The following is a 25,979-nucleotide window of genomic DNA, read 5'->3' as shown; positions in this document are numbered from 1 at the left end:
ATGCAGAAGCACCGGAACGAGCCGGCCTCGACGAGTTCGAGTCAGCAGGGACTGGGGTCGGCCATGCGCGCCCTGGCCGTGGATGCGCTTGCCAAGGGGGTCGGCGGGACCCTGGTGAAGAACACCGCGCTGCGTGACGACCTGGGCATCAGCGCGGGTACCGTGCAGCGCGCCCTCGACGTGCTGGCCGACCGCGGTGCGCTGCACACCGTGTCGCGCGGCCACCTGGGACGACGCATCGAGCAGGTCGACGTTGGCCGTTGCTGGCATTCGGCCGGTCTTGACCCGCTGAGGGTGCTGTTGTCACCCGCCGGTGCAGTCGAGATGGACGTGCTCGAGTCCACCCTCGCCAGGACGCTGACCGACCTGGGCATCCCCCACTCCGTGAGGCACTCCCGAGGTGGTGCGCCCCGCATCCACTCGGTCATGGCTGGGGAGGATGACCTGACGGTGACTTCGGCGGGTACCCTGGCCGGCGTCCGCAGCCTGGCCGGGGCGGGCTGGCGGGAGGTGGAGCGGGTGCTCGGGCCCGGCACCTACTACGCCCCCGACCAGCTGGTGATCCTGCGGCGCCAGGTCGATGTGGACGAGGGACTCGCGCCAGCACGGGTCGCGATTGACCGCGACTCCTTCGACCACGAGGCGCTGACGGCCGGCGAGTTCGGCGAGGCCCCCGTCGAGTTCGTGGACATCAACTTCCCGGAAGTTCCTGCCTATGTGCATGCGGGGGTGGTTGACGCTGGGGTCTGGCACGTCACCCGCTCGGCCATCCCGCCGCGCCGGGCCGGGTTGGCGTTGGTGGCCTTCCAGCAGCCGCGTGGCCGGGCCGTCCGGGACGAGTTGTCTGCGGCGGCCATCGTGGGTTGGTCCGGGCGGCCTGAGCTGCGGGCGGTGCTCGAGGCCCTGGACCTCAGCACCCTGGACGCTGACCAGCGCGCCGGGTTCGAGGAGGAACGCAGTCGGAGTGCGGCGCTCGAGGCCGCGGTGCGCACCCAGGCCAGCCACATCCGTTGAGAGCCGTCATGTCGACGCGGATGCCTAGTCTGTGGGCATGATCACCACGCTGGCCATCCACGGCTACCGCTCGCTGCGCGAACTGGTGCTCCCGCTGGCACCGATGACGCTGGTCACCGGGCCGAACGGAGCGGGCAAGTCGAGCCTCTACCGGGCGCTGCGACTGCTGGCCGCCACGGCCGAGGGCGGCGTGGTCGCCCCGCTGGCCCACGACGGCGGCCTCGAGAGGGTGCTGTGGGCCGGCCCCGAGATCATCTCCGGTGGCATGCGTCGCGGCGAGGTGCCCGTCGAGGGTGCGGCCCGCCGCAAGAAGCCGGTCAGCCTGATGCTCGGGTTCACCACCGACGACCTCGGCTACCTGATCGACATCGGCCTGCCGCCCGTGGGGCACAGCCTGTTCGTGCACGACCCGGTCATCAAGCGCGAAGAGCTCTTCGTCCCACCGCTGTTCCGGCCGGCCGGTGCCCTGGTCCGCCGCAAGGGCGCCACCGTCACGCTCATCGGCGAGCGCGGCAGCCGACCGGTACTGGACGACCTGTCGACGCGCACCAGCATGCTCGCCGAACTCGCCGACCCTCAGGAGTACCCGGAACTGCGCCTGATGCGGCGCACCGTTTCGTCGTGGCGCTTCTACGACAGCTTCCGCACCGACACCCAGGCGCCGGCCCGCGAGAGTTGCGTCGGCACCTGGACCCCCGTGCTGGCCCCTGATGGCCATGACCTCGCCGCCGCCTACGCCACGGTCGCCGAGTCGGCCTGGGGCGGGCCGCTGGTCGAGGCCATCGACCAGGCCTTCCCGGGGACGACGGTCTCCGTGGCCGCCACCTCCGAGGGCAGGTTCGGGCTGGTTGTCCAGCAGCCGGGGATGCTGCGCCCCCTGACTGCGGCCGAGCTGAGCGACGGCACCCTGCGGTTCCTGCTGCTGGCTGTGGCGCTGCTCAGCCCGCAACCACCCAGCCTGCTGGTCCTCAATGAGCCCGAGACCAGCCTGCACCCGCACGCGCTGCCGATCCTGGCTGAGCTGATCTCCCGGGTGGCCGAGCGCACCCAGGTCATCATCGTGAGCCATGCCCAGGACCTGATCCGCCCGCTGGTCGAGGCCGGCGGCGAAGAGCGCGTCGTCCACCACCACCTGGTCAAGAACACCGGTGAGACCCTCATCGAGGGGCAGGGCCTGCTGACCACCCCGACGTGGAACTGGGGCAGCCGCTGACGTCGTGGCGTGCTCGGGTCAGGCGGCGGGTGCCCGGTCGGTGCCCGGTGGCGCGGGTGGTTCGGGGCCTGCCCCGGGCTGCGCGCCGGGTGGTGGGGGTTCGGGGTCAACGGGGTGTTCGGCACTGTTGAAGTAGACCGCGCCGAGGTCGAGGCGTTCCCCGCGGATCCCGACCCGTATCGGTTCCGGCCGGCCTGCCAGCACTCGGAGTGGTTGTTTCGGCATGCCGTAGCCGATGTACTTGCCGACCCTGCCACTACCCCCGGTGAACACCAACCCATCCACCCGACCAGGGTCACCAGAGATGCTGTACTCACCCAGGTGCACCTGCCGATGATGCAACGGGCACAAGGAGACCAGGTTGTCCGGGTCGGTCGGCCCACCATCCTTCCAATGCACCAGGTGATGATTCTCCAGGAACCCACCCACCCCGCACCCGGGGTAACGACACCCACGGTCCCGGTCCTCCACCAACACCCGCGTGCGGTCCGGCACGATCCGCAACGACCTGCCCACCGCCACCGGCACACTCTGGGTTTCCCACACCGGCTCCAAACCCGCACCACGCTCAGCGACCCGCACCAACGCCCGCGCCTGCCCAGCCGACACCCCCGCATAGACCTGCAACCAGTGCTCCGGGGACTTCACCCCGTCACCAGCCCACCCCGACCCCGCCAACAACTCCCGAGTCAGTTCCACCAGACCGGCCTGCGCCTGGGCAAGCTCACCCGCGAGCCGTCCCGCCCGCTTCGTCCAAGCACCCCACCGATCCATGTATATATAGTACACATGTTCGAAACCATGGACAAGACCCTGGGCTCAAGAAACCCTCGAACAGTCAGCGAATCGGCCAACTTGAATGTTCAACTCCCGTACCCCCCTTCCCAGGATTTGATCCGTGAGGCAGACTGGCAGTGCAGTTGAGGCGGGATGAGGCGAAAGACTTCCTGAAGGTTTATCGAAACCTCGTTTCCCGGCTTGGCAGCACCCCAGGGGACCGGCCTAGGCTGGTTCCTACCAGGTCGACATCGACCTCCCACGATCCTCGTGGTTGATTCATCACCTTGGCGGGGATGAATAGCGCTAGGCGCGCCGCGGGGGAGTGTGCGTGGCCCTTCTCTGAGGGGATGAGGGGCCACGCACATCACCTTCGCCCACTTCTCAGATCGCAGCGCTTTCGCGCCGCACCGCGCCCACGCAGGACCCTCAGCCCAGCATCGCCCGCGCCAACCGCAGTGCCGCCTCCTTGTCGAGCAGCTGGTTCCCGTTGCCGCACTTCGGTGAGACCACGCACGCCGGGCAGCCCGATTCACATTCACAGGTCGCCAACCGCTCCGCCACCGCCCGCAACCACGGCTCGGCCGCCTCGAAGGCCCGCTCGGCGAAACCCGCCCCACCTGGGGTGCCGTCATGCACGAAGATCGTCGCCTCCCCGGTGTCGGGATGCAGCGGCGTCGACAGCCCGCCGAGGTCCCACCGGTCACACGGGGCGAACAGGCCCAGCAGGCCGATCGCCGTGTGCTCCAGGGCATGCGCAGCCGCCCCCAGCCCCAGGCCCTCCAGCCCCACCTCCGTGCACAGGCCGGCCGGGATCGTCCACCACATCGACCGGGTCACCATGGTGTGCTCGGGCAGGTCCAGCGGGGTCTGGTCCCAGACCTGGCTGGTCCGCTCGTCGCGGCGCAGGTACCCGGTCACCCGACTCGTCTGGCGCACGTCACCCAGGTGCAGCAGCACCCCCGACGGGCCGAAGGGCGCCGACTGCTTCGTCCGCAACACCTGCAGGTCGCTGACCTCGACCGGCTGGGTCCAGTAGTGGGGGCTGACGGGGTGCACCAGCGCCTGGGCCACCTCCGGCAGGTACTCATCGACTAGCCACTGCTCGCCCTGGTGCAGGTAGATCGCCCCGGGGTGCACGGTGCGGTCGGCCGCAGCGGCATCGACCTGGCCGATGATCCGCCCGGTCGACTCCTCGATGACCTGCACCGCCGCCCCGGTCATCGAGCGCAGGTTGATCCTGTCGACAGCCCGGTCGGGGCGGGTCCAGAACCACGTGTCACCGCGGCGGCGCAGCACCCCCTGGCGCTCGGCATGCTCGACCAACGAGACCATCCCCGCGCCGAACCAGCGTTCGTCCGCCGTGGTCAACGGCAGTTCCTGGGCGGCCGCAGCCAGGTGCGGACCGAGCACGTGCGGGTTCTCGGGGAACAAGATCGTGCGTTCCACCGGCGCCCCCAGCACCAGGTCGGGGTGCTGCACCAGGTACTGGTCGCGCGGGTCCTCCCCGGCCAGCATCACCACCAACGCGTCCCGGTCGCCGCGCCCGGCTCGTCCGGCCTGCTGCCACAGCGACGCCATCGTCCCGGGGAAGCCGGCCACCAGCACCGCATCCATCCCCGAGATGTCCACGCCCAGCTCGAGCGCATTGGTGGCTGCCACCCCGGCCAGTTCGCCGGTGTGCAGGGCCGACTCCAGGCGCCGCCGGTCACCGGCCAGGTAGCCCGACCGGTACGACGCCACCTTCGCCCCGGAGGCCACCGCCTCCGTCGCCCGGGCAGCCACCAGTTCGGCCTGGGTCCTGGAGCCCACGAAGGCGATGGTCTGGCGACCCTGGTCGACCAACCGGGCCAGCACCTCAGCCGCCTCGCGATGCACGCTGCCCTCGGGTTGCCACAGCAGCACATCGCGCGCGGGGCGCGGTGAGGCATCGGCATCGACCACGGCCACCGAGGGCTCCCCGATCAGGGCGCCACCAGAGGCTCCCGCATCGGTGGCGGTGGCGCTGGCCAGCACGAAGGTGGGGTCCGCCCCGTGGTGGGCGCAGACCCGCCGCAGCCGGCGCAGCACCTGTGCCACCTGCGCCCCGAACACCCCGCGGTAGCGATGCGCCTCATCGACCACGACATAACGCAGCGACCCCAGCAACCCGGCCCACCGGTGGTGCTGCGGCAGTACCGACAGGTGCAGCATGTCGGGGTTGGTCAGCACGAACTCGGCATGGTCACGGGCCAACCGGCGCTCGGCCTGGTCGGAGTCCCCGTCCAGCGTGGCAACCCGCCAACCCGGTGGCCCCACCTGCTTCGCGGCCCGGAACTGGTCGTGCGCCAACGCCTTGGTCGGCGACAGGTACAAGGCAGTGTGCGGCCGGGCCGAGGTGATCCGGTGGCGCCGATCGCCCACCGGGCGACCCAGCGAGGGTTCGGACGATGCAGTCGCTGCCATCACCGCCATCAGGTAGGCCAGCGACTTGCCCGAGGCGGTCGAGGTGCAGATCGCCGCGTGGGTGCCCGCATGGACGAGGTCGGCCAGTTCGGTCTGGTGCCGCCAGGGGGCCTCGATCCCGGCAGCGGTCACCGAGGCACGCACATCGTCGGGCAGCCAGGCCGGCCACGCCGTCACCTGCCCCGCCCGGGCCGGGCGATGATCATGGTGCACGACCCGCTCATCACCTGCCAGCCACTCCGGAAAGCCCACGCCCCGAAGCATGCCACGGCCCACCGACACGATCGTCCGAGGCACACACCCGCAGCCCGCGCTCGCCCCGATCCGGCACACTGGCACCCATGACCGCCACCAGCCGCCCGCCGCACGAGACCCCACTGCTGGACGAGGCGGCCACCGCCCACCTGCGAGCTGCCCTCACCGAGATCGGCTACACCGTCGACCAGGTCCTCGAACGCATCGGCGAAGAGGGCCAGGACGGCCTGTCCCGCAACATCACCGTGCCGGCAGACATGGCCCTGACCAGCGGTGATGCCCTCGACGACGCCATCCGCCTGTGGCTGCTGCAGCGCCCCGTCCCGTCGGGAAGGCTCGCCGAACACCTCGACCTGAACGCCCTGGCCGCCGCCGGCATCGTCGGTTTCGAGGCTGACCAACTGCGCGCCGGCGTCGACATCCGCCCCTACGGCTCACCGGACGACGGCGCATCCGGGTGGCTGGTCAGCGACCTCACCCCCGGTCTGGACCACCAACCGGTGAGCATGCGCGGCGACTACGTGCTCGGTGCGAGCCCCGCCTCCACCACCCTGGCCCAACTGGTGATGCGGACCCCGGTCACCTCCGCGCTCGACCTGGGCACCGGCTGCGGCATCCAGTCATTGCACCTGTCGCGGCACGCCGAGCGGGTGGTGGCCACCGACCTCAACCCGCGCGCACTGCAACTGGCCGAACTCACCGCGGGGCTCAACGACATCTCCCTCGACCTGAGGCTCGGGTCGCTCTACGACCCGGTGCCGGAACGGTTCGACCTGATCGTCACCAACCCGCCCTACGTGATGAGCCCGCCGAACACCCGGCGGCTGGTCTACCGCGAAGGCGGTTTCGTCGGGGACGATCTCGTCCGCGCCGTGGTCGAGGGTGCGGTCGACCACCTCAACCCCGGTGGGTCGCTGCAGGTGCTCGGCAACTGGGCGCTGACCGCCGACCAGCCCTGGCAGGAGCGGCTGGCCGACTGGGCGCCCGACGACGCCGACCTGTGGGTTCTCGAACGCGAGCGCCTCGGCGTGCACGAGTACATCGAGATGTGGCTGACCGATGCCGGCCTGCACCAGACGCTGCGCTGGCGCGAGGCCTACCAGGAATGGCTCGACTACTTCGCCGAACTCGGCATCACCGCGGTCGGGATGGGCTGGCTGGTGCTCACCCGATCTGAACGCGACGACCCGCTGCGGCGCTTCGAGGACTGGCCCTGGGCCGTGCAGCAGCCGGTGGGCGCCGCCTTCGCGCGCCACCAGGCCGACCTGACCACGAGCCGGCTGCCCTGGCCCGAACTCGCCGCGACCCGGTTCACCATCGCCGACCATGTCACCGAGGAGTCCACCGGCGCCCCCGGCGCGGCCGGCCCGGAACACATCGTGCTGCGCCAGGGCAGCGGGCTGCGGCGTGCCATCGATGCCGGCACCGCGCTCGCGGCGGTGCTCGGTGCCTGCCAGGGCGACCTCGACCTGGGCAGCATCATCGGCGCGGTCGCCCAACTGCTCGAGGTCGACGCCGAGGCCCTGCGCACCGAGCTCGAACCCGAGTTGCGCAAGGCGGTGCTCGACGGCTTCCTCAACCCGTGAGACGGTTTTGTCCGAGCCACATGGCACACTGCACTCTTGACGGACCCCGGTACGGTTCTCTGGTGTACGCGGCCCATCCGCCGTCAAACCCCCAACAGAAGGTGTTCCATGGCAGGCAAGCGGCTCGTGATCGTCGAGTCACCCACCAAGGCGACCAAGATCGCCAGCTACCTCGGCGACGACTACATCGTGGAGTCGAGCCGGGGTCACGTGCGTGACCTGCCGCGCAACGCCGCCGAGGTGCCCGCCAAGTACAAGGGGGAGAAGTGGGCCCGCACCGGCGTCAACGTCGACAACGACTTCGAGCCGCTCTACGTGGTCGACGCCGACAAGAAGGCGACCATGCGCCAGCTCAAGGAGCACCTGGCCGACGCCGACGAACTGCTGCTCGCCACCGACGGTGACCGCGAGGGTGAGGCGATTGCCTGGCACCTGCTCAGCGAACTGAAGCCCAAGGTGCCGGCCAAGCGGATGGTCTTCCACGAGATCACCCGCGACGCCATCACTGAGGCCGTCGAGAACCCCCGCGAGCTCGACCTCGACCTGGTCGATGCCCAGGAAGCCCGCCGCATCCTCGACCGGCTCTACGGTTTCGAGGTCTCACCGGTGCTGTGGAAGAAGGTCAAGCCGAAGCTGTCGGCCGGCCGCGTGCAGTCGGTCGCCATGCGCCTGGTCGTCGACCGGGAACGCGAGCGGATCGCGTTCACCAGCGCCAACTACTGGGACATGGACGCCGAGCTCGAGGCCGAGGGCACCCGCTTCACCGCCCGGCTGACCGGGTTGGACGACGCCCGGGTCGCCACCGGCTCAGACTTCAACGCCCAGGGGCAACTCACGCGTCAGGGTGCCATCGCCCTCGACGAGCAGCGGGCCACCTCGCTCGCCGACGGCCTGGCCGGCGCCGCGTTCAGCGTCGCCTCGGTCGAGTCGAAGGCCTACACCCGCCGCCCCTACGCCCCCTTCCGGACGACCACGCTGCAGCAGGACGCCGGTCGCAAGCTGGGCTTCAGTTCCGACACCACCATGCGGATCGCCCAGCAGCTCTACGAGGGCGGCTACATCACCTACATGCGTACCGACTCGGTGAACCTGAGCTCGCAGGCGATCAGCGCGGCCCGCGCCCAGGCCGCGCAGCTCTACGGTGCCGACTCGGTGCCCGACCGCCCGCGGCAGTACTCGTCCAAGGTCAAGAACGCGCAGGAGGCGCACGAGGCGATCCGTCCCGCCGGTGACTCCTTCCGCACCCCCGCCCAGACGGGGCTGACCGGTGACAAGTTCCGGCTCTACGAGCTGATCTGGCAGCGCACCATCGCCAGCCAGATGATCGATGCCCGGGGAAACACCCTGACCGTGAAGATCAACGCCACCACGGGATCGTCCATCGCCCTGGCCGACGACCTGTCCGTCACTGACGCGACCTTTACCGCCTCGGGCCGCACCATCACCGAGCCCGGTTTCCTGCGGGCCTACGTGGTCGCGGTCGACGAGGGTGACGCCGATGACGCGCAGGCGCGGCTGCCGCAGCTGGCCCAGCAGCAGGCGCTGGGCCTGGTCGAGCTGACCCCGGCCGGCCACGACACCAAGCCCCCCGCCCGCTACACCGAACCGTCGCTGGTCGCCAAGCTCGAGGAGCTCGAGATCGGTCGTCCGTCGACCTATGCCTCGATCTTCCAGACCCTGATCAGCCGCGACTACGTCTGGAAGAAGGGGTCGGCGCTGGTGCCGAGCTGGTTGGCGTTCGCCGTCACCCGGCTGCTGGTCGAGCACTTCCCGACGCTGGTCGACTATGACTTCACCGCCAAGCTCGAGGACACCCTCGACGAGGTCGCCAGGGGCAACGCCAAGCGCCTCGACCTGCTCAAGGCTTTTTACTTCGGCGAGAACAACGACTCGCTGGGCGATGCCTTCGACGACTTCCGCGGCCTGTCCTCCCTGGTCACCGAACTGGGGGAGATCGACGCGCGCGCACTGTCCACCTTCAGCCTCGGCGACCTGGACGACTCAGCCATCGACGTGAGGGTGGGGCGCTACGGCACCTACCTCGAAGACGACAAGGGTCGCCGCGCCAACGTTCCCGACGACCTTCCGCCGGACGAACTGACCCGCGAGAAGGCCGAGGAACTGTTGGAACGCCCGATGGGCGAGGAGCGCGAACTGGGCCTCGATCCGCAGACCCACACCCCGATCGTGGTGCGCAACGGCCGCTTCGGCCCCTACGTCACCGAAGTGCTGGACGAGGGCGACAAGACCAAGCCGCGCACCGGCAGCCTGTTCTCCTCGATGACCCCCGAGACGGTGACCCTCGAGGACGCACTGAAGCTGATGAGCCTCCCGAGGGTGGTCGGCACCGATGACGACGGCGTCGAGATCACCACCCAGAACGGGCGCTACGGGCCCTACCTCAAGAAGGGCAGCGACTCCCGCTCGCTCGCCAACGAGGACCAGATCTTCGACCTGACCCTGGACGAGGCGAAGGCGATCCTCGCCCAGCCCAAGACCCGCGGACGGGCGGCGGCCGCCCCACCGCTGAAGGAACTCGGCAACGACCCGGTCAGCGGCAACCCGATGGTGGTCAAGTCGGGCCGCTTCGGCCCCTACGTCACCGACGGTGAGTACAACGCGACCCTGCGCAAGGACGACTCCGTCGAGGAGCTCACCGCCGAGCGCGCGGCTGAGCTGCTGGCCGAGAAGCGGGCCAAGGGCCCCGCCAAGAAGACCACGCGCAAGAAGGCTGCCGTGAAGAGGACGACAGCGAAGAAGACGACAGCGAAGAAGGCGACGGCCACCAAGGCTGCGGCGAAGAAGACCACGGCCGCCACCAAGACGACGACTGCGAAGAAGACCACCACGAAGAAGACGGCTGCCCGCAAGACGACGGCCGCGAAGACGACCGCCGCGAAGGCGACGGCCGCCGCCCCCACCCCTGCTGCTGAGGACTAGGCGGACACTGCCATGGGACGACGACGCAAGCTGTTCTTCGAGTTGCCCTACTCGCTGGAGGCGCCGCGGCTCACGAACCCGAGCGTCGGCATCGACCGGTTGACCGAGCGCAGCGACGCCACCTTCGAGATGGTGATCACCCTGCTCGACGCCCCTGACCAGCGGCTGCTGCGGGCCGGGGTGATGCTGGCGCACCGCGTCGTCGACGGCCTCGGCGACTGGTATCTCGACGCCCCGACCTGGCAGCCCTGGCTGCCGACCGACCACTCCGAACCGCTGGGTGCCGCCGGTGACCTGCCCGACGACCTGGCCGAACTGGTGCGCCCCTTCCGGCGCCGCGCCACCCTCGGCCCGGTCGCCGCGGTCACCATCGAACGCCACTCCTACTCGTTGAAGGACCCCGAGGACGTCTCCCTGGGCAGCATCCGTGACGAGCGGATCACCATTCGGCGCGGTGGGCTGACCACCGCCCGCTTCCGGGAGGTGACCCTGGTCCCCAGCCCCGCCATGACCGGCCCGCAGCGCAGGTTCCTGGTCGAGTCGCTGACCCTGGTCGGGGGCATCCAGGTCGACGCCTTCCCCGACCTGGTCTCCAGCCTGGGGGCGCCGGCCACCGGGCTGACCGACTACCCCGAGCCCCGAGAATGGGACTCCAAGGTGAGCTTGGAGACCTTCGTCTCGCAGGTCTTCGCGACCCGGCTGCAGGACATCATGCGCGCCGACCTGGCTCTGCGTGCCAGCGAACTGGCCCAGCGGGTCAAGGACGCCGAGTCCGACGAGGACGCATCGGCCGAACCGGCGCAGGGCATGGGCATCGAGCCGCTGGTCAATGAACTGAGCGGCCTGCGCCACCAGATCTCGAGCCTGGCCTCGGTGCTGGAACCCTCGTGGCGCGCCGGCATGGAGAACGACCTGGCCGCGGTGATCGCCCAGGGCAGCGACCGCCACCTCAGCGCGCTGGACGAGCGCTACTACGCGGTGCTGGACGGGTTGATCGCGGCCACCCGCGCACCCCAGCTGGGGGACCTCAGCAACCGCCAGGCCGCCCCGGTGCTGCGCCAGCAGCTGGAGGCCGGCACCCGGATCCTGCTGGACCGCTGCTCCAAGCTGCGCGCCGACAGCCCCGATGACGCGTGGGAGGCGGCGCTGGTCGCCACCCGGGAACTGCTCGGCACCGTGCAGGGGCTCGGCATCCTGTTCGGCAAGCTGGCCCGCAAGTTCTCCAAGCAGTTGCGAAAGATCCAGGGCCTGCTGGAACCGGCGCAGCCGGTGCCCACGTGGCCGGCCGAGCAGGACCTGGCCGAGTGGACCACCGCGCAGGCCTTCGAGGCTGGACGAGCGCTGCAACGCGCCGGCGACACCCGTGATGCCGCCCGGGGCCGGTTCGAGGAGGAGTGGCCCGGGTTGCGCCGCAAGATCATCTCGCTGCGGGCGATGGTATGAGCGGGGTCTTCGTCGTTTTCGAGGGTGGCGACGGGGCCGGCAAGTCCACCCAGGTGCGGCTGCTGGCCGGCTGGCTGGCCGAGCAGGGCATCGCCCACCGGGTGACCCGGGAACCCGGCGACACCTGGCTCGGCGGGCACCTGCGCCACCTGCTGCTCGACCCGGCGTCCGGACCGATCTCGCCGCGCGCCGAAGCCCTGGTCTATGCCGCTGACAAGGCCCAACACGTCGACGAGGTGGTCGTCCCGGCCTTGAGCGCAGGGGAGGTGGTGGTCTGCGACCGCTACGTCGACTCGACGTTGGCCTACCAGGGGGCCGGTCGCCGGATGGACCTGGCCGAACTGGAGCACATCGCCCGCTGGGCCACCCGCGACCTGCGCCCCGACCTGACGGTGGTGCTCGACGTCGACCCCGACCTGGCGGTGCACACCAAGGCCGAACCCGACCGGCTCGAGGCCGCTGGGCAGGAGTTCCACCGCAACGTCCGGCGGTTGTTCCTCGAGCTGGCCGAGCGGGACCCGGAGCGCTACCTCGTGCTGCCCGGCCGCGACCCGCGCGAGCAGTTGGCCGCCACGGTCCGCGAACGGGTGCGCGAGCTGGTCGAGCGGAACGCCTGAGGCTGCGTCCGGGGTCCACATTTGTCGGGGGGCGGTGCAACGATGGGTTCCACGCAGGTGTGGCGGTGTGAGCCGATGACGGAGGGGGAGTGATGACGTCAGTCTGGGACGAGCTGGTCGGCCAATCGGCCGTCGTTGAGACCCTCCGGCGGGCCGTGGAAGCCACCCATTCCGGGACGGGCCACGCGATGACCCATGCCTGGCTGTTCACCGGGCCGCCCGGGTCGGGCCGCTCGAACGCGGCCCGCGCCTTCGCCGCGGCGCTGCAGTGCGCGACCGGTGGCTGCGGCACCTGCAATGAGTGCCGGACCTCGTTGTCGGGGGCGCATCCCGATGTGAAGCTCGTGCGCACCGAGAAGCTGTCGATCGGGGTGGACGAGGTGCGTGACCTGGTCCGTGATGCCTCCTTGAGCCCGCTGACCGGCCGGTTCCAGATCATCGTGGTCGAGGATGCCGACCGGGTCACCGACCGCGGTGCCGATGCGCTGCTGAAGGCGATCGAGGAGCCCGCCCCGCGCACGGTCTGGTTGCTGTGCGCCCCCAACCCGGACGAGGTGATCATCACCATCCGTTCGCGCAGCCGCCAGTTGCAGTTGGCCACCCCCACCGACCAGGCCGTCGCTGACCTGCTGGTGCGCCGCGACGGGGTCGACCGGGTGATGGCGACCTATGCCGCCCGCGCTGCCCAGGGCCACATCGGGCGGGCCAGGGCGCTGGCCCTCAACGAACAGGCCCGTGACCGCCGGCGCCGGGTGCTCGAGATTCCCTCCCAGTTGACCTCGATCGGCGCCTGCCTGGTCGCCGCCGACAACCTGGTCAAGGCCAGCGCCGAAGAGGCTGCTGCCGCCACCGCCGAGCTCGACCAGCGGGAAACTGCTGAGTTGTCCGAGGCGCTGGGCATGGGCACCAAGGGGGCCCGACCCAAGAACGCCGCCGCGGCTCTCAAGACCCTGGAGGAACAGCAGAAGGCCCGCACCAAACGGCTGCAGCGTGATGCCCTCGACCGGGTGCTGACCGAGCTGACCACCTGGTACCGCGACGTGCTCGGGATGCAGACCGGGGCCCTGGGTCCGGACCTGCCCTCAGAGACCGGGGGCGGGCCGCACCTGATCAACGCCGAGCAGGCCCAGCAGGTCACCCGGGCCGCCCGCTCGTCCACCCCTGAGCAGACCATCCGTCGCATCGACGCGATCCTGGCCACCCGGGTGGCGCTGGAGCAGAACGTGACGCCGTTGGTGGCGATGGAGTCGCTGATGGTGGGGTTGGCCGACCCGCGCTAGGTGTGGTGCGTCGTGCGTGTCCACCGGGGATCGGTCGCCGTGCGGTGTTTGAATGGACGCTGACTGAGCCCACGAGAGGAGCTGCGATGAGCCAGGAATCGCCGGTCACCCACGATCCGCGTGCCGAGGACGAGCACCACGAGGGCCACCCGGAGCACCTCGACGAGCAGGAAAACCTCGCGGAGCAGGAGCACCCCGAGGACGACAACCCGTTCACCTCGCACGGCTCCGACGACCAGCCCACCCAGGAGTTCACGCCCCAGCTGGACGAGTCGGACGAGCCCACCCGGCAGTTCGAGACGCACTCCGATGTCGCCGACGACGAGCCGACCCAGGAGTTCGACCCCAGCGACGACGGCGCGGACAGTGAGCCGACCGAGGTTTTCGTCCCGGAGGACAACGCGGACGACGAGCCGACCCAGGAGTTCGTCCCCAGCGACGGCGCGGACAGTGAGCCGACCGAGGCCTTCGTCCCGACCGACGACGCGGACGACGAACCCACCCAGGAGTTCGTCCCGCAGGCCGACGACCCGGAACCGACCATGGCCCTGCCGGTGACCGACGACTCGTCCGACACCACGGTGCGGCCCCGCTCGCAGGCCACCCCCAGCCAGCACTACCAGCGCCAGCCCGTGTTCAGCCCCCGCGGGTTCGACCCGGTCCCCGAGGCGGAAGCGCCCCCCGCAGGCCCGCTGGGTGCCGGCGCCGCCGCCTTCGCCGCCCCCCAGGAGTCCCCCGAACAGCGCGACGCCCGGATCATGCAGGAGCAGGCCGACGACGCCGAGCGCGCTCGGGCCATCGAGGCCGAGAACGCCCGCCGACGCGAAGCCGCCGAGCAGGCCCGCCAGCGCTCGCTGGGCACCGTGACCCCCGACCAGCAGGCCTTCGAACCGGAGCGCCAGCTGCCCCCGCGCCGCTCGACCGACAAGTGGTTCGCCTCGCTCGGCATCTTCCTGCTGCGCATCGTGCTCGCCGGCATCCTGGCCATTCGCGGCTACCAGATGATCACCGACATTCCCGGCACGCGTGACCTGCTCACCCAGATGGGCATGCCCTACCTCGACTACCTGCCCTGGGGCCTGGCGATCGTCCACGGCCTGGCCGCACTCGCCCTGGTCTTCGGGCTCGGCGTCCGCGTGGTCGGCCTGTGCGTGACAGCCCTGGCCGGCTGCGCGTTGGCCCTGGTCAAGTGGGGCGTCGTCCCCGTCTTCCAGGACGGGATGCCCGGCTTCAACGGTGAACTCGAAGTGCTCGTGGCCGCCGTCGGCTTCGTCCTGTTCACCCTCGGCAGCGGCGGCTGGGGCATGGACGCCGGGTGGCGCCACAACCGCTGGCGCGACAAGTACGGGACCGCCTAACCCGCCGGGGGGACGACCGGGCCCGGGCCGTGGTGCCGGGCCTGGTGGCGCTCGCGACGCAGCTGCCTGATCCGGGCGACGGCGCGCTTGCGGGCCTTCAGCATCACCCGCAGCTCGGCCACGGCCTCGGGATGACCGTAGAACCGGCGCACGCTGAAGTAGATCAGCGTGAGTGCGATCAGGCAGGAGGCCACCAGCGTCACCCCGACGGTGCGCCCCCCGACCAACCACCACCGCTCCGGGACCGGCCACCATCCCGGGGCGTCGGGCTGGACCAGCCACAGCACCCCGAACGCGCCGATGCACAACGCCCCCAGGCACGAGGCGACGATCCGCCAGCGCTGCTCGACCCCCTCCGCGGCCCCGAGCAGGGCGGTGAGCTTGACCGGACGCAGCAGGTAGCGCGCCCAGGAGTGGTGCCGTGAGAGCAGGTAGACCCCGCCGAAGATCATCAGCATCCCGGGGCCGGGCAGGAACAGGGCGGCGATGCCCACCAGCACCAGCAACCACCCGAGCATGATCACTGCGCCATGACCGATCATGCGAACGGTGGTCTTCCTGATCACAGGTGTCCCTTCTGGCGGTGGCGTCCGGTTGCCGGTGTCCAGTCTATTGATGTGCTCCAGCCCGTTGTTACGGTCAGTAGGGTGTCTGCATGACCCGGGTGATGGCGGTGACCTTTGAGCGGCACGGCCAGTTGCACTACCTGCGAGCCGGCGACGTCGCCTACGCCGTCGGCGACCACGTGCTGTACCCGACCTCCGGTGGGCCCGAGGTCGCCCAGGTGGTGTGGGCTCCGGAGTACTCACCCGACGAGGTCGGCGACATTCCCGAGTGCGCCGGTCGCGCCACCCCCGCCGACCTCGATCGTGACGCCCGCAACCGCTCCGAGCGCGCCAAGGCCCGGATCACGGCCAAGCGGTTGGCTGCCGAGCACGGGCTGTCGCTGAAGGTGGTGGCCGTCGACCTGGTCGACCGCGGCCCCGACCCGCTGGTCGCGATCTACTACACCGCCCCCGAACGCGTCGACTTCCGCGCCCTGGTTCCCGACCTGGCCCGGGCGCTGCGCTCCCGGGTCGACATGCGCCAGATCGCCTCCCGCGATGCCGCCTCGGTGGTGGGCGGTATCGGTTCGTGTGGACGGGAACTGTGCTGCTCGACCTTCCTGAAGAAGGTCGAGCCGGTCTCGCTGCGGTTGGCCCGCACCCAGAACCTGCCCAACAATCCCCTGCAGATCTCGGGTGCCTGCGGCAAATTGATGTGCTGCCTCAAATACGAACACCCGCTCTACGAAGACTTCGCCAGTCGTGCCCCCGCCGTCGGGGAGAATGTGGTCACCGACACCGGACGGGCCCGGGTCATCGGGCACGCGGTGCCCACCGACTCGGTGGTCGTCCGCTCGGCGAACGGCGCCGTGCGGCGCTGCCCGCTGGAGTCGGTCTGCCCGTCCCACCAGGCGCGCAGACAGCGCTCCGCCAGCCTGCAGGTTGATCACGAGGAGGAACCCTGATGCGACGCTCAATCGGCAGCATCGCCGCCATCGTCACCGCCGTGGCCCTGCTGACCAGCGGGTGCACCCTGCTGGGTATCGGCCCGTGGGGCAGCGACGACGAGACCACCGTCACCCAGACCGAGGTGCAGACCACCGAGGCCCAGCCGACGAACACCGAGACGGACGCGCCCTCGAGCGATGCGCCGGCGACCATCGACCCCAATGACGTGCCGGTGGCCTCCTACGACAGGTCGAAGCACGAGCTGTGGCCCAACGCCCCGACCGCACCCGACCGGCAGACGCTGACCTCGGATGCCAAGCCCGAAGGTTTCGCCGACCCGCCCGAGGGCCAGGGCATGGACCGCTACCTCAACCAGCGCATCACCTGGACCGACTGCGGCGGCATGCAGTGCGGCACCGTGCTGGTGCCGCTGAACTGGGACGACCCCGATGGCCAGGCCATCACCCTGAAGATGAAGAAGCGGCTGGCCAGCGCCGAGAAGCAGGGCACCATGTTCATCAATCCGGGTGGCCCGGGTGGGTCGGGGCAGGAGTACGTCGACGGCTTCAACGCCCGCGGCTTCCCCGGCTACGACATCATCGGCTGGGACACCCGCGGTGCCGGGGAGTCGACCCCCGTGGTCTGCGCTGACAACCAGCAGATGGATGACTACAACGACGTGGACATCTCACCCGACGACGACCAGGAGTTCACCGCGCTGGAGAATGCCCAGAAGGACTTCGCGAAGTGGTGCCGGGAGCAGTCGGGTGCGCTGCTCGACCACATCAGCACCATCGACACGGTGCGTGACCTCGACTACCTGCGCTATCTGGTCGGCGACCAGCACCTGACCTATATGGGTGTTTCCTACGGCACGTTCATCGGTTCGGTCTACGCCGAGCTGTACCCGAAGCGCGCCGGACGACTGGTGCTCGACTCGGCGGTGAACATCACCGACCGTGAGACGGTCATCCAGCAGATGGGCTTCGACCTGGCCCTGAAGGAGTTCGCGACCTGGTGCGGCGAGAACGCCGAGTGCCCCTACGGCGACAACCAGGACGCGGTGGTGCAGAACCTGACCGCGTGGTTCGCCGAGCTGGACCAGAACCCGATCCGGGGCGCGAACAACCAGGTGCTGAACCAGAACGACGGCGTCCTCGGGGTGGCGGCGTTCCTGTACTCGGGTGAGCAGGCCTACGACTCGCTGATGAACTCGCTGCGGTTCGCGCGGGAGGGCAGCGACCCGCAGTACCTCCTGCTGGCGGCCGGCTGGCTGCAGGGCAAGGACGACAACGGCAACTACGGCAGCCTGGCCTTCAGCTTCCCGGCCATCGCCTGCGCCGACTCCACCGATTCCGGTGCCGGCAGTGTCCAGGCCGACTGGGACGAGGCCAAGCGCCTCGCCCCGATCTTCGGCCTGTACATGGGCCCGGGCATGCAGTGCACGTTCTGGACGGCCAAGCCCATGGACCAGCTCAAGCTGACCGCCAAGGGTGCCCCGCCGATCCTCGTCCTCGGTGCCACCGGCGACCCGGCGACCCCCTACGAGCAGGCCCAGTGGATGGCCCAGCAACTCGAGTCGGGCACCCTGGTCACCTGGAAGGGCGCCGGCCACGGCGTGTACTCCTTGGGCAACCAGTGCGCCAAGACCGCGGTCGAGGACTTCGTGAACAAGAACGTCGTCCCCACCGACGGCCTCGAGTGCTGATGGGACCGTTCGTCCGCTGAGTACTCAGCCACCCCCGCCCGGGTGAGCGAGGTACGAGCGAACCCTCCCGCAAGCGAGTGAGGGACGAACGAGCGCGCCGGGATTGGTTGTCGGCGGCGCCGTCCGAGCGGAGCGAGGACAGAACACACTGCTATAGTCTTCCCGGCCGGGTCGCCCGGCAAGCCGTCTTAGCTCAGTAGGTAGAGCGGCGCTCTCGTAAAGCGCAGGCCACGGGTTCGATCCCCGTAGACGGCTCCACTCCTGTTTGCCCCTGAACGGTGCACTTGCCCCTGTTTCGGAACGGGGGCAAGTGCACCGTTCAGGGGCATTCTGCGGTGGGTGGCGCGTCCAACCGGTTGCAACGGTGGAGGGACAGGCCACCCCGCCCCATTCGCTGCGAACCCCCCTTTGTACAGTTGGGGCCGAGACCGTTGGAGAAGGGGGACTGTTGTGCTCGACTGCGTCATCATCGGTGCTGGCCCGGCTGGGTTGAGTGCCGCCGCCGAGCTGGTGGAGCATGGCCGCAGCGTGGCCGTCCTCGAGGCTCGTGACCGGATCGGCGGCCGGGTTGAAACGGCCGAACTCGGCAACGGCGATGTTGCCGACCTCGGCGGCCAGTGGATCGCCGACGCACACACCAGGATGCTGGCGCTGGTGCGCAAGTACGACCTGGAACTGACCGGTGCGAGCCGGGGTGATGTCTCCATCCGCATGGGCGACATGATCACCACCACCCCTAGTCAGGACGAGATTGACGCCAGCCTCAACCCCTTCGAGGTCGCTGACCTGGGGCAGGGGCTGGCCCGTTTCCGCCGTCTGGCCCACCGGATGAGTCGTGACCCGGCTTGGGCCCAGGGCAACAAGGCATGGCTGAACCAGCACCTGCGTCGCTGGGTGCACAGCAACCTGCGCACACCGGGCGGCCAGCAGTGGTTCGCCCGCGTCTTCGAGGGGGCCTTTGGGGTCGATGTCGATACCGTCACCCTCGCCGAGGGCCTGCGCCGCGCCAACAGCGGCGTCGACATGGAGTCGCTGATCGCCGTCAACGGCGGGGTCAAGCAGCAGCGCGTGGTCGGTGGCATGGCCCAACTGCCCCAGGCGATGGCCGCCGGGCTCGGCGATGTGATCCGGCTCGAGGCGGAGGTCGTCAGGATCGACACCACTGGTGACCATGCGGTGGTGACCCTGCACGACGGCAGTACCGTCGAGGGTCGCACGGTGATCGTCGCGATCCCGCCGAAGCTCGCGGTGCAGCTCGAGTACGACCCGCCGCTGGACCCGTGGCGTCGGGAGCTGGCCTCCCGCGTGCCGCTCGGCCGCATCGTGAAGGCGGTGGCCCGCTACCCGCGGGCATGGTGGCGCGACGCCGGTTTCTCCGGGCAGATGGGTGCCGACTCCGGCACCGTCCGGGTGCTGTTCGACATCAGTGACGACCCCGAGCGCGGGGGCATCCTGACCGGCTTCTTCGGTGCCGGCGGAGACGGCATGTCCGACCGCACGCCCGGGTTCCGCCAGGCTGCCCTGGCCCAGGCCGTCACCGCGGCCTTCGGTGAGGGTCCCGCGATGGAGGAGTACGTCGAGCGCGACTGGAGCGTCGCCCCGTTCACCGGCGGCTGCCACGGTGCCCACTTCGCCCCCGGGGTGTGGACCGCGTCCGGCCCGCCGCTGGCCGAGGCCCACGGGCCGGTCGAGTTCGCCGGCGCCGAGTACGTGGCCCGCTTCAACGGTTACCTCGAGGGTGCGGTGCGCTCGGGTCAGCAGGCGGCTGCGACCATAGGACGCCACCTCGGCGAACCGCTACCGTGAGGTCATGAAGAGACTCTTCCTGATGCGGCACGCCAAGGCCGAGCAGTGGGGGCCGGCCGGTGACAAGTCGCGCCCGTTGAACGACCGCGGACGACGCGACTCCCGCGAGCAGGGCGCGCGGCTGCGCGAGGCGGGCATCGACCTGGCCCTGGTCTCGTCCGCTGTGCGCACCACCCAGACGTTCACCGAACTCGGGCTGGACTGCCGGGTCGAGTACATGGACGCGCTCTACGACACCGATGTCGAGACCATGCGCCAGCGCATCGGTGAGATCGAGGACGACGTCACCGGCCTGCTGGTCGTCGGGCACGCGCCGACGATCCCCGCCCTGGCCGCGGAGCTGTTGTCGGTGACCCAGCCGCGGGCCGCCGACGACCTGCAGTGCCATTACCCGACTGCCACCGTCACCGCCTTCGAGGTCGAGGGCCCCTGGGACGAACTGGGGCAGCACACGGTCACCCTGATCGACTGAGCAGGGCCCATCGACTGATCCGGACGACCGGTCCGACCCGACCCGGGTCCGCCCGGTCAGCTCGGGGTGGACGAGGGCGTCGCCGGGGTGGACGCCACCGTCGGCGGCGGCCCGACGGGGTCCAACGGGTCCATCAGTTGGGAGGCCAGGAAGGTCACCAGCGCCAACGCTGCGATCACCAGCAGGGTCACCAGCACCGTCGCGATGATCGTCTGGCGCTGGGTGCTCGCCTCCGGGTTGTGCGCCGGTGCGGCCACGATCTGCTGGCCGTCGGTGGGGTCGCTGGGGGTGGACTGCACCTTCGGCACCAGCCGCGTCTCGAGTTCGGCCTCCTCGGCGTGGTCGCGCCGCAGCGAGCCCGCCATCGCCTCGGCCCGGCGCCGGGCCGCATCGTCCTCGTCAAGCCGGGCGACCAGGTGGTCAGGCAGCCCCAAGTCGGCGGCGTGCTCGTAGAGCCCACCGGCAGTCATCCGCAACGCCCCGGCGCGGGTCAGGTCGGCACCGCAGCCCAGGCAGACGATGGCCCTGGCGCCGACATCGGCGCCACATCGAGCGCAGTACATCGTCACCTCCCAAGCCGCGGAAACCCCGAAGTACCAGCATACAAAGCACCACCGACTCGACTCGAACCGCGACCACCCAGCCGCCCGGACCAGCCTGAAACCCAGCGGTAACACTCAAGCAGGCATTGAAACCTGATCGACGCGGACCGCACGGCCATGCGAAATATCGGCCCAGCAGAGTTTCCGCCATGAACATTCTCGAGCTCAACACCGGCGACACCGCATGGGTCCTCGCCGCAGCAGGCCTCGTCCTGCTGATGACTCCTGGCTTGGCGCTCTTCTACGGCGGCATGGTGCGCGCCAAGAGCGTCCTCAACATGATGATGATGTCGATCATCGCCATGGCCACCGTGGGTGTGCTGTGGGTGCTGTTCGGGTTCTCACTCGCCTTCGGGGAGTCCTGGAACGGCATCATCGGTGACCCGACCCAGTTCGCCGGCCTGCAGAACACCGCTGGTGTGCTGCTCGGCGACGAGGGCAACCAGATCCCGCTGCTGGTCTTCGTCGGCTTCCAGGCCGCGTTCGCGATCATCGCGACCGCGCTGGCCTCGGGTGCCGTGGCCGACCGGATGAAGTTCAGCGCCTGGGTGGTCTTCACCATCGTCTGGGCCAGCCTGGTCTACTTCCCGGCAGCCCACTGGGTCTTCGCCTTCGACGGCAGCGTCTCCGAAACCGGTGGCTTCATCGCCAACACCATCGGGGCGATCGACTTCGCCGGTGGCACCGCGATCCACATCAACGCCGGCATGGCCGCGCTGATGCTGGCGATCGTCGTCGGCCCGCGACTGGGCTTCGGCACCAAGCCGATGCGTCCCCAGAACCTCACCCTGGTCATGCTGGGTGCCGGCCTGCTGTGGTTCGGCTGGTTCGGGTTCAACGCCGGCTCGGCGCTGGGCGCCAACGAGCTCGCCGGCCTGACCTGGGTCAACACCCTGGTCGCCACCGGTGCGGCGATGCTGGCCTGGCTGGTCGTCGAACGTATCCGTGACGGGCACGCCACTTCGCTGGGTGCCGCCTCGGGCATCGTGGCCGGACTGGTCGCCATCACCCCCGCCTGTGCTGCAGTGACCCCGCTCGGTGCTGTGGCCGTCGGCGCGCTGGCCGGTCTCGGCTGCGCGCTGGCCGTCAAGTGGAAGAGCAAGCTGGGCATCGACGACTCGCTCGACGTGGTCGCCGTCCACCTGCTCGGTGGCCTGATCGGCACCCTGGCCGTCGGCCTGTTCGCCAAGGGTTCGCTCAATGACGGTGTCGCCGGCCTGTTCTACGGCGGCGGTGTCGACCAGCTCGGACGCCAGGCCCTGGGCGCGGTCGCGGTCATGGTCTACTCCGGCATCGTCAGCCTGCTGATCGCCCTGGCGATCAAGTACACCATGGGCATCCGGGTCACCCCGGCCGAGGAAGCCGCCGGCATCGACCTGGCCGCCCACGCCGAGAACGGCTACGACCTCAGCAGCGTCGGCTACTCCAGCTACCGGGTGCGTTCCACCCTCGTGGTGCCGGCCGCCCCGGCTGAGCCCGAGAGCCCGGCCGCCTCTGCTGTCGCCCGCGCCGCCGAGTCCGGCCCCACCCAGAAGGAAACCGTCTCATGAAGCTCGTCACCGCCATCATCCAGCCCGGCGTGCTCGCCGGCGTCCAGATCGCCCTTGCCCAGCACGGCATCCGCGGGATGACCGTCACCGAGGTCAGCGGGTACGCCCGCCAGCGTGGCCACACCGAGATCTACCGTGGTGCCGAGTTCACCATCGACTTCATCGCGAAGGTGAAGATCGAGATCCTGGTTGAGGACACCGAGGCCGACCCGGTCGTCGATGTGATCGTCGAACACGCCCGGTCCGGGTCCGTCGGTGACGGCAAGGTCTGGGTCACCCCGGTCGACCACGTGGTGCGGATCCGCACCGGTGAGGTGGACGCGCTGGCAGTCTGAGCTCCGGCCAGCTCGTCCACCCCCACCGAAACCAACCCATCCGATCCGACTCATTCGACCCGACTCATGCAGCCTCCGGGTCTGCTGACACAGCGTCAGCAGACCCGGAGGCTTGTCTCGTCCGTGGTGCCAGCCGCCGTCGTCCGTGGTGCCAGCCGCCGTCGTCCGTGGGCGCACGCGGCTCGCTGTCTGCAGAGCGTCCCGCCGTCTGCAGCGCGGCGCTGAGTCTGCGGGGCTGTACGACGTGCAGACACAGGCTCGGGCTGCAGACGGGGAGTGGGGCTGCAGACGTGGGTCCGGGCTGCAGACGGGGAGTGGGGCTGCAGACGTGGGTCCGGGCTGCAGACGGGGAGTGGGACTGCAGACGTGGGCCCGGGCTGCAGACCCGTGGTGGGGAGCCACAGACAGGCGGCCACAGACAGGCGGCCACGGACGGCCTAGGATCACGCCATGGCCCTCTTTGACCTCCCGCTGGACGAACTGCGCACCTATCGTCCCGACTTTGCCGAGCCCGCCGACTTCGAGGAGTTCTGGCAGGCCACGATCGACGAGGCGGCGCAGGTCGACCTGGGGGTCAGGGTCGAGCCGTTCGACAACCGGCAGAAGCTGGTCGATGCCTACGACGTGACCTTCGCCGGGTGGGGCGGCGCCCCGATCCGGGCCTGGTACATCGCCCCGACCGGCACCAGCGCACCGCTCAGCGTGGTGGTCAGCTTCGCCGGCTACGCCGGGGGACGACACCTGCCCTTCGCCTCCCCCTTCGTGGGCGCCGGGCACGCACAGTTGATCATGGACACCCGCGGCCAGGGCTGGAGCCAGCCCAGCGTCTTCGAACGCACCGCCGACCCCGACCCCAGTGCGGGGGAGTCCGCCTGGCCCGGGCTGATGACCCGCGGCATCGCCTCGCCCCAGACCTATTACTACCGCCGGCTCTACATCGATTGCCTGCGTGCGGTCCAGGTCGCCAAGACGCTGCCGCGGGCAGACCCCAGCGGGGTCTTCGTGCAGGGCGCCTCCCAGGGTGGCGGTATGGCCATCGCGGCGGCCGGGCTCGCCGCCATGGCCGACGTGTCCCTGGCCGGGGCCATGGTCGACGTCCCGTTCCTGTGCCACTTCGGACGAGCCGTCACCCTCACCGATGCCGGTCCCTACCAGGAGATCTCGCACCACCTGCGCAGCCACCCTGCCGACGAGCAGTCGGTGCTGCAGGTGCTGAACTACTTCGACGGCGTGCACCTGGCCAAGCGCACCGACATCCCGGCCATCTTCAGCGTGGGCCTGATGGACCAGGTCTGCCCGCCCTCGACGGTCTTCGCCGCCTACAACGCGTGGGGGTCGAGCCATGAAGAGGCGTCCGAGTCGGTGATCAAGGTCTATTCGCACGCCGGCCACGAGGGTGGTGCCGCGGTGCAGACCTGGGAACAGCTGGCCTGGCTCGAAGCCCTGTCAGAGGACTGAGCAGAGCCACGACTCCCGTCGTCAGAGCGGTTTGACGCCCACCATCAGGTCACGTTGGATCGCCGAGTCGACCCTGTGGGAGAACCGCAACCACGGCCCCTCGTCCATCACCTCGAGGCCCTCGGCCGCCATCATCGAGGCCAGGTTCTCGCGGGTGAGGCCGTGGGTGTTCCACGACAGCCCCAACGCCCCACCCGGACGAAGCTGTCCCGCCCACACCGGCACGGCCTCGGCCAGCAGCCCGGCGGGGGAACGGTCCCGCTTCCCGCCCGCCTGGCTGGCGCCGTGGACGACCCCGTAGGGCGCATCGGTGATGATGGCGTCGAACTTCCGGCGTCCCCACAGGGCACCCGAGTCGCGGGCGTCGCCGGTGAAGGTGGCCAACACCAGTTCGCGGCGGTCGGGCAGCCGCAAGGTGGCGTCGAACCGCTTGCCGATGGCCCGGCCCTCGCGGCGCACCGGGGTGGTCGCGGCGGTGTGCTTGTAGCGCTTGCGCCGCAGGTAGGTCTTCAGGAAGGCGCTCATCGCCTCGACCGCCTTCGGGTCGGCCTCGACGCCGAACCCGTCGTGGCCCATCGACCAGGCCGTCAGCAGGGTGGTGCCCCGCCCGGCCAACGGGTCGAGCACCTCGCGCGGCCCCGGCTCGCGGCGCACCGCCGCGAGAGTGACGTTGGTCAGCAGGCGGGTGAACTGCTCGTTGGTCTTTCCCGGGTACTTCTGGATGGTGACCAGGTCGTCGTCCAGCCAGTCGGGGTTCGCCAGCTCCAGCGGACGAAGCAGCTCACCGAGCCGCTCGAACAGCGCCAGGGAGGCGGACTGGCCGGCGACCACGGCGGGGTCGACCCGGTCGGCCTCCAGCGCCAGGTACTCGACCCCGGCAAGGACGGTCGGCTCGACGCTGACGGTGCCCGGGTGGGTGATCTCCAGTTCCGCGGCCGCCAGCACATCGGCGGCACCGGCGTAGACCCGGTTCGCGGAGGGGGCAAGCAGGACCAGGTACGAGCCCATCAGGCCAGGTTGGCGTGGTGGTGCTCGAAGGGGGTGCCCTTGGCGCGCTCGATGGAGGCGAGGATTTCCGCCTCCGCCTCGGGACGACCCACCCAGGTGGCGCCCTCGACCGACTTGCCGGGCTCGAGGTCCTTGTACACGGTGAAGAAGTGCTCGATCTCGAGCAGGATCATCTCGGAGACCGACTCGATGCCGGTGAGGTTCTTCTGGCGGGTGTCGGCGGTGGGCACGCACAGCACCTTGTCGTCGCCGCCCATCTCGTCACGCATGCGGAACATGGCCACCGCACGGCACTCGATCAGGCACCCGGGGAAGGTGGGCTCGGGCACCAGCACGAGCGCGTCCAGCGGGTCGCCGTCCTCACCCAGGGTGCCCTCGACGAAACCGTAGTCATAGGGGTACTGGGTCGAGGTGAACAGGGTGCGGTCAAGCCGGATGCGACCAGTGGTGTGGTCCATCTCGTACTTGTTCTTGGTGCCCTTCGCGATCTCGATGGTGACGTCGAATGTAAGGCCATCCGGGATGGGGCTGAGCTCAACAGACTGAGAATCGTTGGTCACGGCTTGCTCTCTCTATGATGGGGACACCCTCGTCAGAGGTTCAGCCTAGCGTGTTCGGA

General features: G+C 69.9%; 21 protein-coding genes and 1 tRNA gene. 16 read left to right on the top strand and 6 right to left on the bottom strand.

Annotated elements, in window-relative coordinates; all coding sequences use genetic code 11:
* Positions 1-1,014, top strand: a complete 1,014-nt coding sequence (locus tag ACQE3C_RS06925; protein ID WP_434538448.1) for a YhfZ family protein — start codon at positions 1-3, stop codon at positions 1,012-1,014.
* A 37-nt stretch (positions 1,015-1,051) separates the two neighbouring features.
* Positions 1,052-2,227 carry an AAA family ATPase gene (locus ACQE3C_RS06920; RefSeq protein WP_434538447.1) on the top strand — a complete coding sequence of 392 codons (1,176 nt, stop codon included), beginning with the start codon at positions 1,052-1,054 and terminating at the stop codon, positions 2,225-2,227.
* Between the two features lie 18 nt (positions 2,228-2,245).
* Here ACQE3C_RS06920 and ACQE3C_RS06915 read toward each other — a convergent pair whose 3' ends face one another.
* Entirely contained in the window at positions 2,246-3,001 is a 756-nt protein-coding gene (locus ACQE3C_RS06915) for an HNH endonuclease signature motif containing protein (protein ID WP_434538446.1), read from the bottom strand.
* A 432-nt stretch (positions 3,002-3,433) separates the two neighbouring features.
* Positions 3,434-5,701, bottom strand: a complete 2,268-nt coding sequence (locus ACQE3C_RS06910) for a DEAD/DEAH box helicase (protein WP_434538445.1) — start codon at positions 5,699-5,701, stop codon at positions 3,434-3,436.
* A gap of 89 nt (positions 5,702-5,790) precedes the next feature.
* On the opposite strand from ACQE3C_RS06910, the gene ACQE3C_RS06905 reads away from it, so the two are divergent.
* The 6 genes from ACQE3C_RS06905 (at position 5,791) to ACQE3C_RS06880 (ending at position 14,928) form a co-directional block, all read left to right on the top strand.
* A complete protein-coding gene (locus ACQE3C_RS06905) occupies positions 5,791-7,290 on the top strand; it encodes a DUF7059 domain-containing protein (protein ID WP_434538444.1) in 1,500 nt (499 codons plus the stop codon).
* A 108-nt stretch (positions 7,291-7,398) separates the two neighbouring features.
* A complete protein-coding gene (topA, locus tag ACQE3C_RS06900; RefSeq protein ID WP_434538443.1) occupies positions 7,399-10,230 on the top strand; it encodes a type I DNA topoisomerase in 2,832 nt (943 codons plus the stop codon).
* A gap of 12 nt (positions 10,231-10,242) precedes the next feature.
* On the top strand, positions 10,243-11,673 hold the full coding sequence (locus ACQE3C_RS06895; protein ID WP_434538442.1) for a hypothetical protein: 1,431 nt from the start codon (positions 10,243-10,245) through the stop codon (positions 11,671-11,673).
* Complete coding sequence (tmk, locus tag ACQE3C_RS06890; RefSeq protein ID WP_434538441.1) at positions 11,670-12,290, top strand: dTMP kinase; 621 nt, start codon at positions 11,670-11,672, stop codon at positions 12,288-12,290. Before ACQE3C_RS06895 ends, tmk begins: the two co-directional genes overlap by 4 nt.
* Before the next feature lie 92 nt (positions 12,291-12,382).
* Positions 12,383-13,570 carry a DNA polymerase III subunit delta' gene (locus tag ACQE3C_RS06885; RefSeq protein ID WP_434538440.1) on the top strand — a complete coding sequence of 396 codons (1,188 nt, stop codon included), beginning with the start codon at positions 12,383-12,385 and terminating at the stop codon, positions 13,568-13,570.
* Positions 13,571-13,656: 86 nt separating this feature from the next.
* Positions 13,657-14,928 carry a DoxX family membrane protein gene (locus ACQE3C_RS06880; protein WP_434538439.1) on the top strand — a complete coding sequence of 424 codons (1,272 nt, stop codon included), beginning with the start codon at positions 13,657-13,659 and terminating at the stop codon, positions 14,926-14,928.
* Here ACQE3C_RS06880 and ACQE3C_RS06875 read toward each other — a convergent pair.
* A complete protein-coding gene (locus ACQE3C_RS06875; protein WP_434538438.1) occupies positions 14,925-15,494 on the bottom strand; it encodes a PGPGW domain-containing protein in 570 nt (189 codons plus the stop codon). The genes ACQE3C_RS06880 and ACQE3C_RS06875 overlap by 4 nt on opposite strands.
* A gap of 89 nt (positions 15,495-15,583) precedes the next feature.
* Between ACQE3C_RS06875 and ACQE3C_RS06870 the strand changes: the two genes are divergently transcribed.
* From ACQE3C_RS06870 to ACQE3C_RS06850, 5 genes are all read left to right on the top strand, one after another.
* A complete protein-coding gene (locus tag ACQE3C_RS06870; RefSeq protein WP_434538437.1) occupies positions 15,584-16,438 on the top strand; it encodes a PSP1 domain-containing protein in 855 nt (284 codons plus the stop codon).
* A complete protein-coding gene (locus tag ACQE3C_RS06865) occupies positions 16,438-18,129 on the top strand; it encodes an alpha/beta hydrolase (protein ID WP_434538436.1) in 1,692 nt (563 codons plus the stop codon). The genes ACQE3C_RS06870 and ACQE3C_RS06865 overlap by 1 nt, the downstream gene beginning before the upstream one ends.
* A 182-nt stretch (positions 18,130-18,311) precedes the next feature.
* Positions 18,312-18,387 (top strand) — tRNA-Thr (locus ACQE3C_RS06860).
* Between the two features lie 192 nt (positions 18,388-18,579).
* Positions 18,580-19,935: a flavin monoamine oxidase family protein gene (locus ACQE3C_RS06855; protein ID WP_434538435.1), complete on the top strand. Its 1,356-nt coding sequence runs from the start codon at positions 18,580-18,582 to the stop codon at positions 19,933-19,935.
* 4 nt (positions 19,936-19,939) lie between these two features.
* Positions 19,940-20,407: a SixA phosphatase family protein gene (locus tag ACQE3C_RS06850; protein WP_434538434.1), complete on the top strand. Its 468-nt coding sequence runs from the start codon at positions 19,940-19,942 to the stop codon at positions 20,405-20,407.
* A 56-nt stretch (positions 20,408-20,463) separates the two neighbouring features.
* Here ACQE3C_RS06850 and ACQE3C_RS06845 read toward each other — a convergent pair whose 3' ends face one another.
* The gene (locus ACQE3C_RS06845; RefSeq protein WP_434538433.1) at positions 20,464-20,970 is read right to left on the bottom strand and encodes a hypothetical protein; all 507 of its coding nucleotides are present in this window, start codon (positions 20,968-20,970) and stop codon (positions 20,464-20,466) included.
* A 188-nt stretch (positions 20,971-21,158) separates the two neighbouring features.
* Between ACQE3C_RS06845 and ACQE3C_RS06840 the strand changes: the two genes are divergently transcribed.
* The 3 genes from ACQE3C_RS06840 (at position 21,159) to ACQE3C_RS06830 (ending at position 24,352) form a co-directional block, all read left to right on the top strand.
* A complete protein-coding gene (locus ACQE3C_RS06840; protein WP_434538432.1) occupies positions 21,159-22,559 on the top strand; it encodes an ammonium transporter in 1,401 nt (466 codons plus the stop codon).
* Entirely contained in the window at positions 22,556-22,894 is a 339-nt protein-coding gene (locus ACQE3C_RS06835; RefSeq protein WP_434538431.1) for a P-II family nitrogen regulator, read from the top strand. The genes ACQE3C_RS06840 and ACQE3C_RS06835 overlap by 4 nt, the downstream gene beginning before the upstream one ends.
* Positions 22,895-23,344: 450 nt before the next feature.
* Complete coding sequence (locus tag ACQE3C_RS06830) at positions 23,345-24,352, top strand: acetylxylan esterase (RefSeq protein WP_434538430.1); 1,008 nt, start codon at positions 23,345-23,347, stop codon at positions 24,350-24,352.
* Positions 24,353-24,373: 21 nt separating this feature from the next.
* On the opposite strand, the gene ACQE3C_RS06825 is transcribed toward ACQE3C_RS06830, so the two are convergent.
* Both ACQE3C_RS06825 and ACQE3C_RS06820 read right to left on the bottom strand, forming a co-directional pair.
* Complete coding sequence (locus ACQE3C_RS06825) at positions 24,374-25,360, bottom strand: TRM11 family SAM-dependent methyltransferase (protein ID WP_434538429.1); 987 nt, start codon at positions 25,358-25,360, stop codon at positions 24,374-24,376.
* Positions 25,360-25,920 (bottom strand): inorganic diphosphatase, encoded by a 561-nt coding sequence (locus tag ACQE3C_RS06820; protein WP_434538428.1) that lies wholly within the window; start codon positions 25,918-25,920, stop codon positions 25,360-25,362. The genes ACQE3C_RS06825 and ACQE3C_RS06820 overlap by 1 nt, the downstream gene beginning before the upstream one ends.
* Positions 25,921-25,979 lie beyond the last annotated feature (59 nt).

This window comes from Aestuariimicrobium sp. Y1814, from assembly GCF_050113895.1.
Taxonomy (GTDB): Bacteria; Actinomycetota; Actinomycetes; order Propionibacteriales; family Propionibacteriaceae; genus Aestuariimicrobium.
This window is presented reverse-complemented; position numbering and strand designations above follow the sequence as displayed.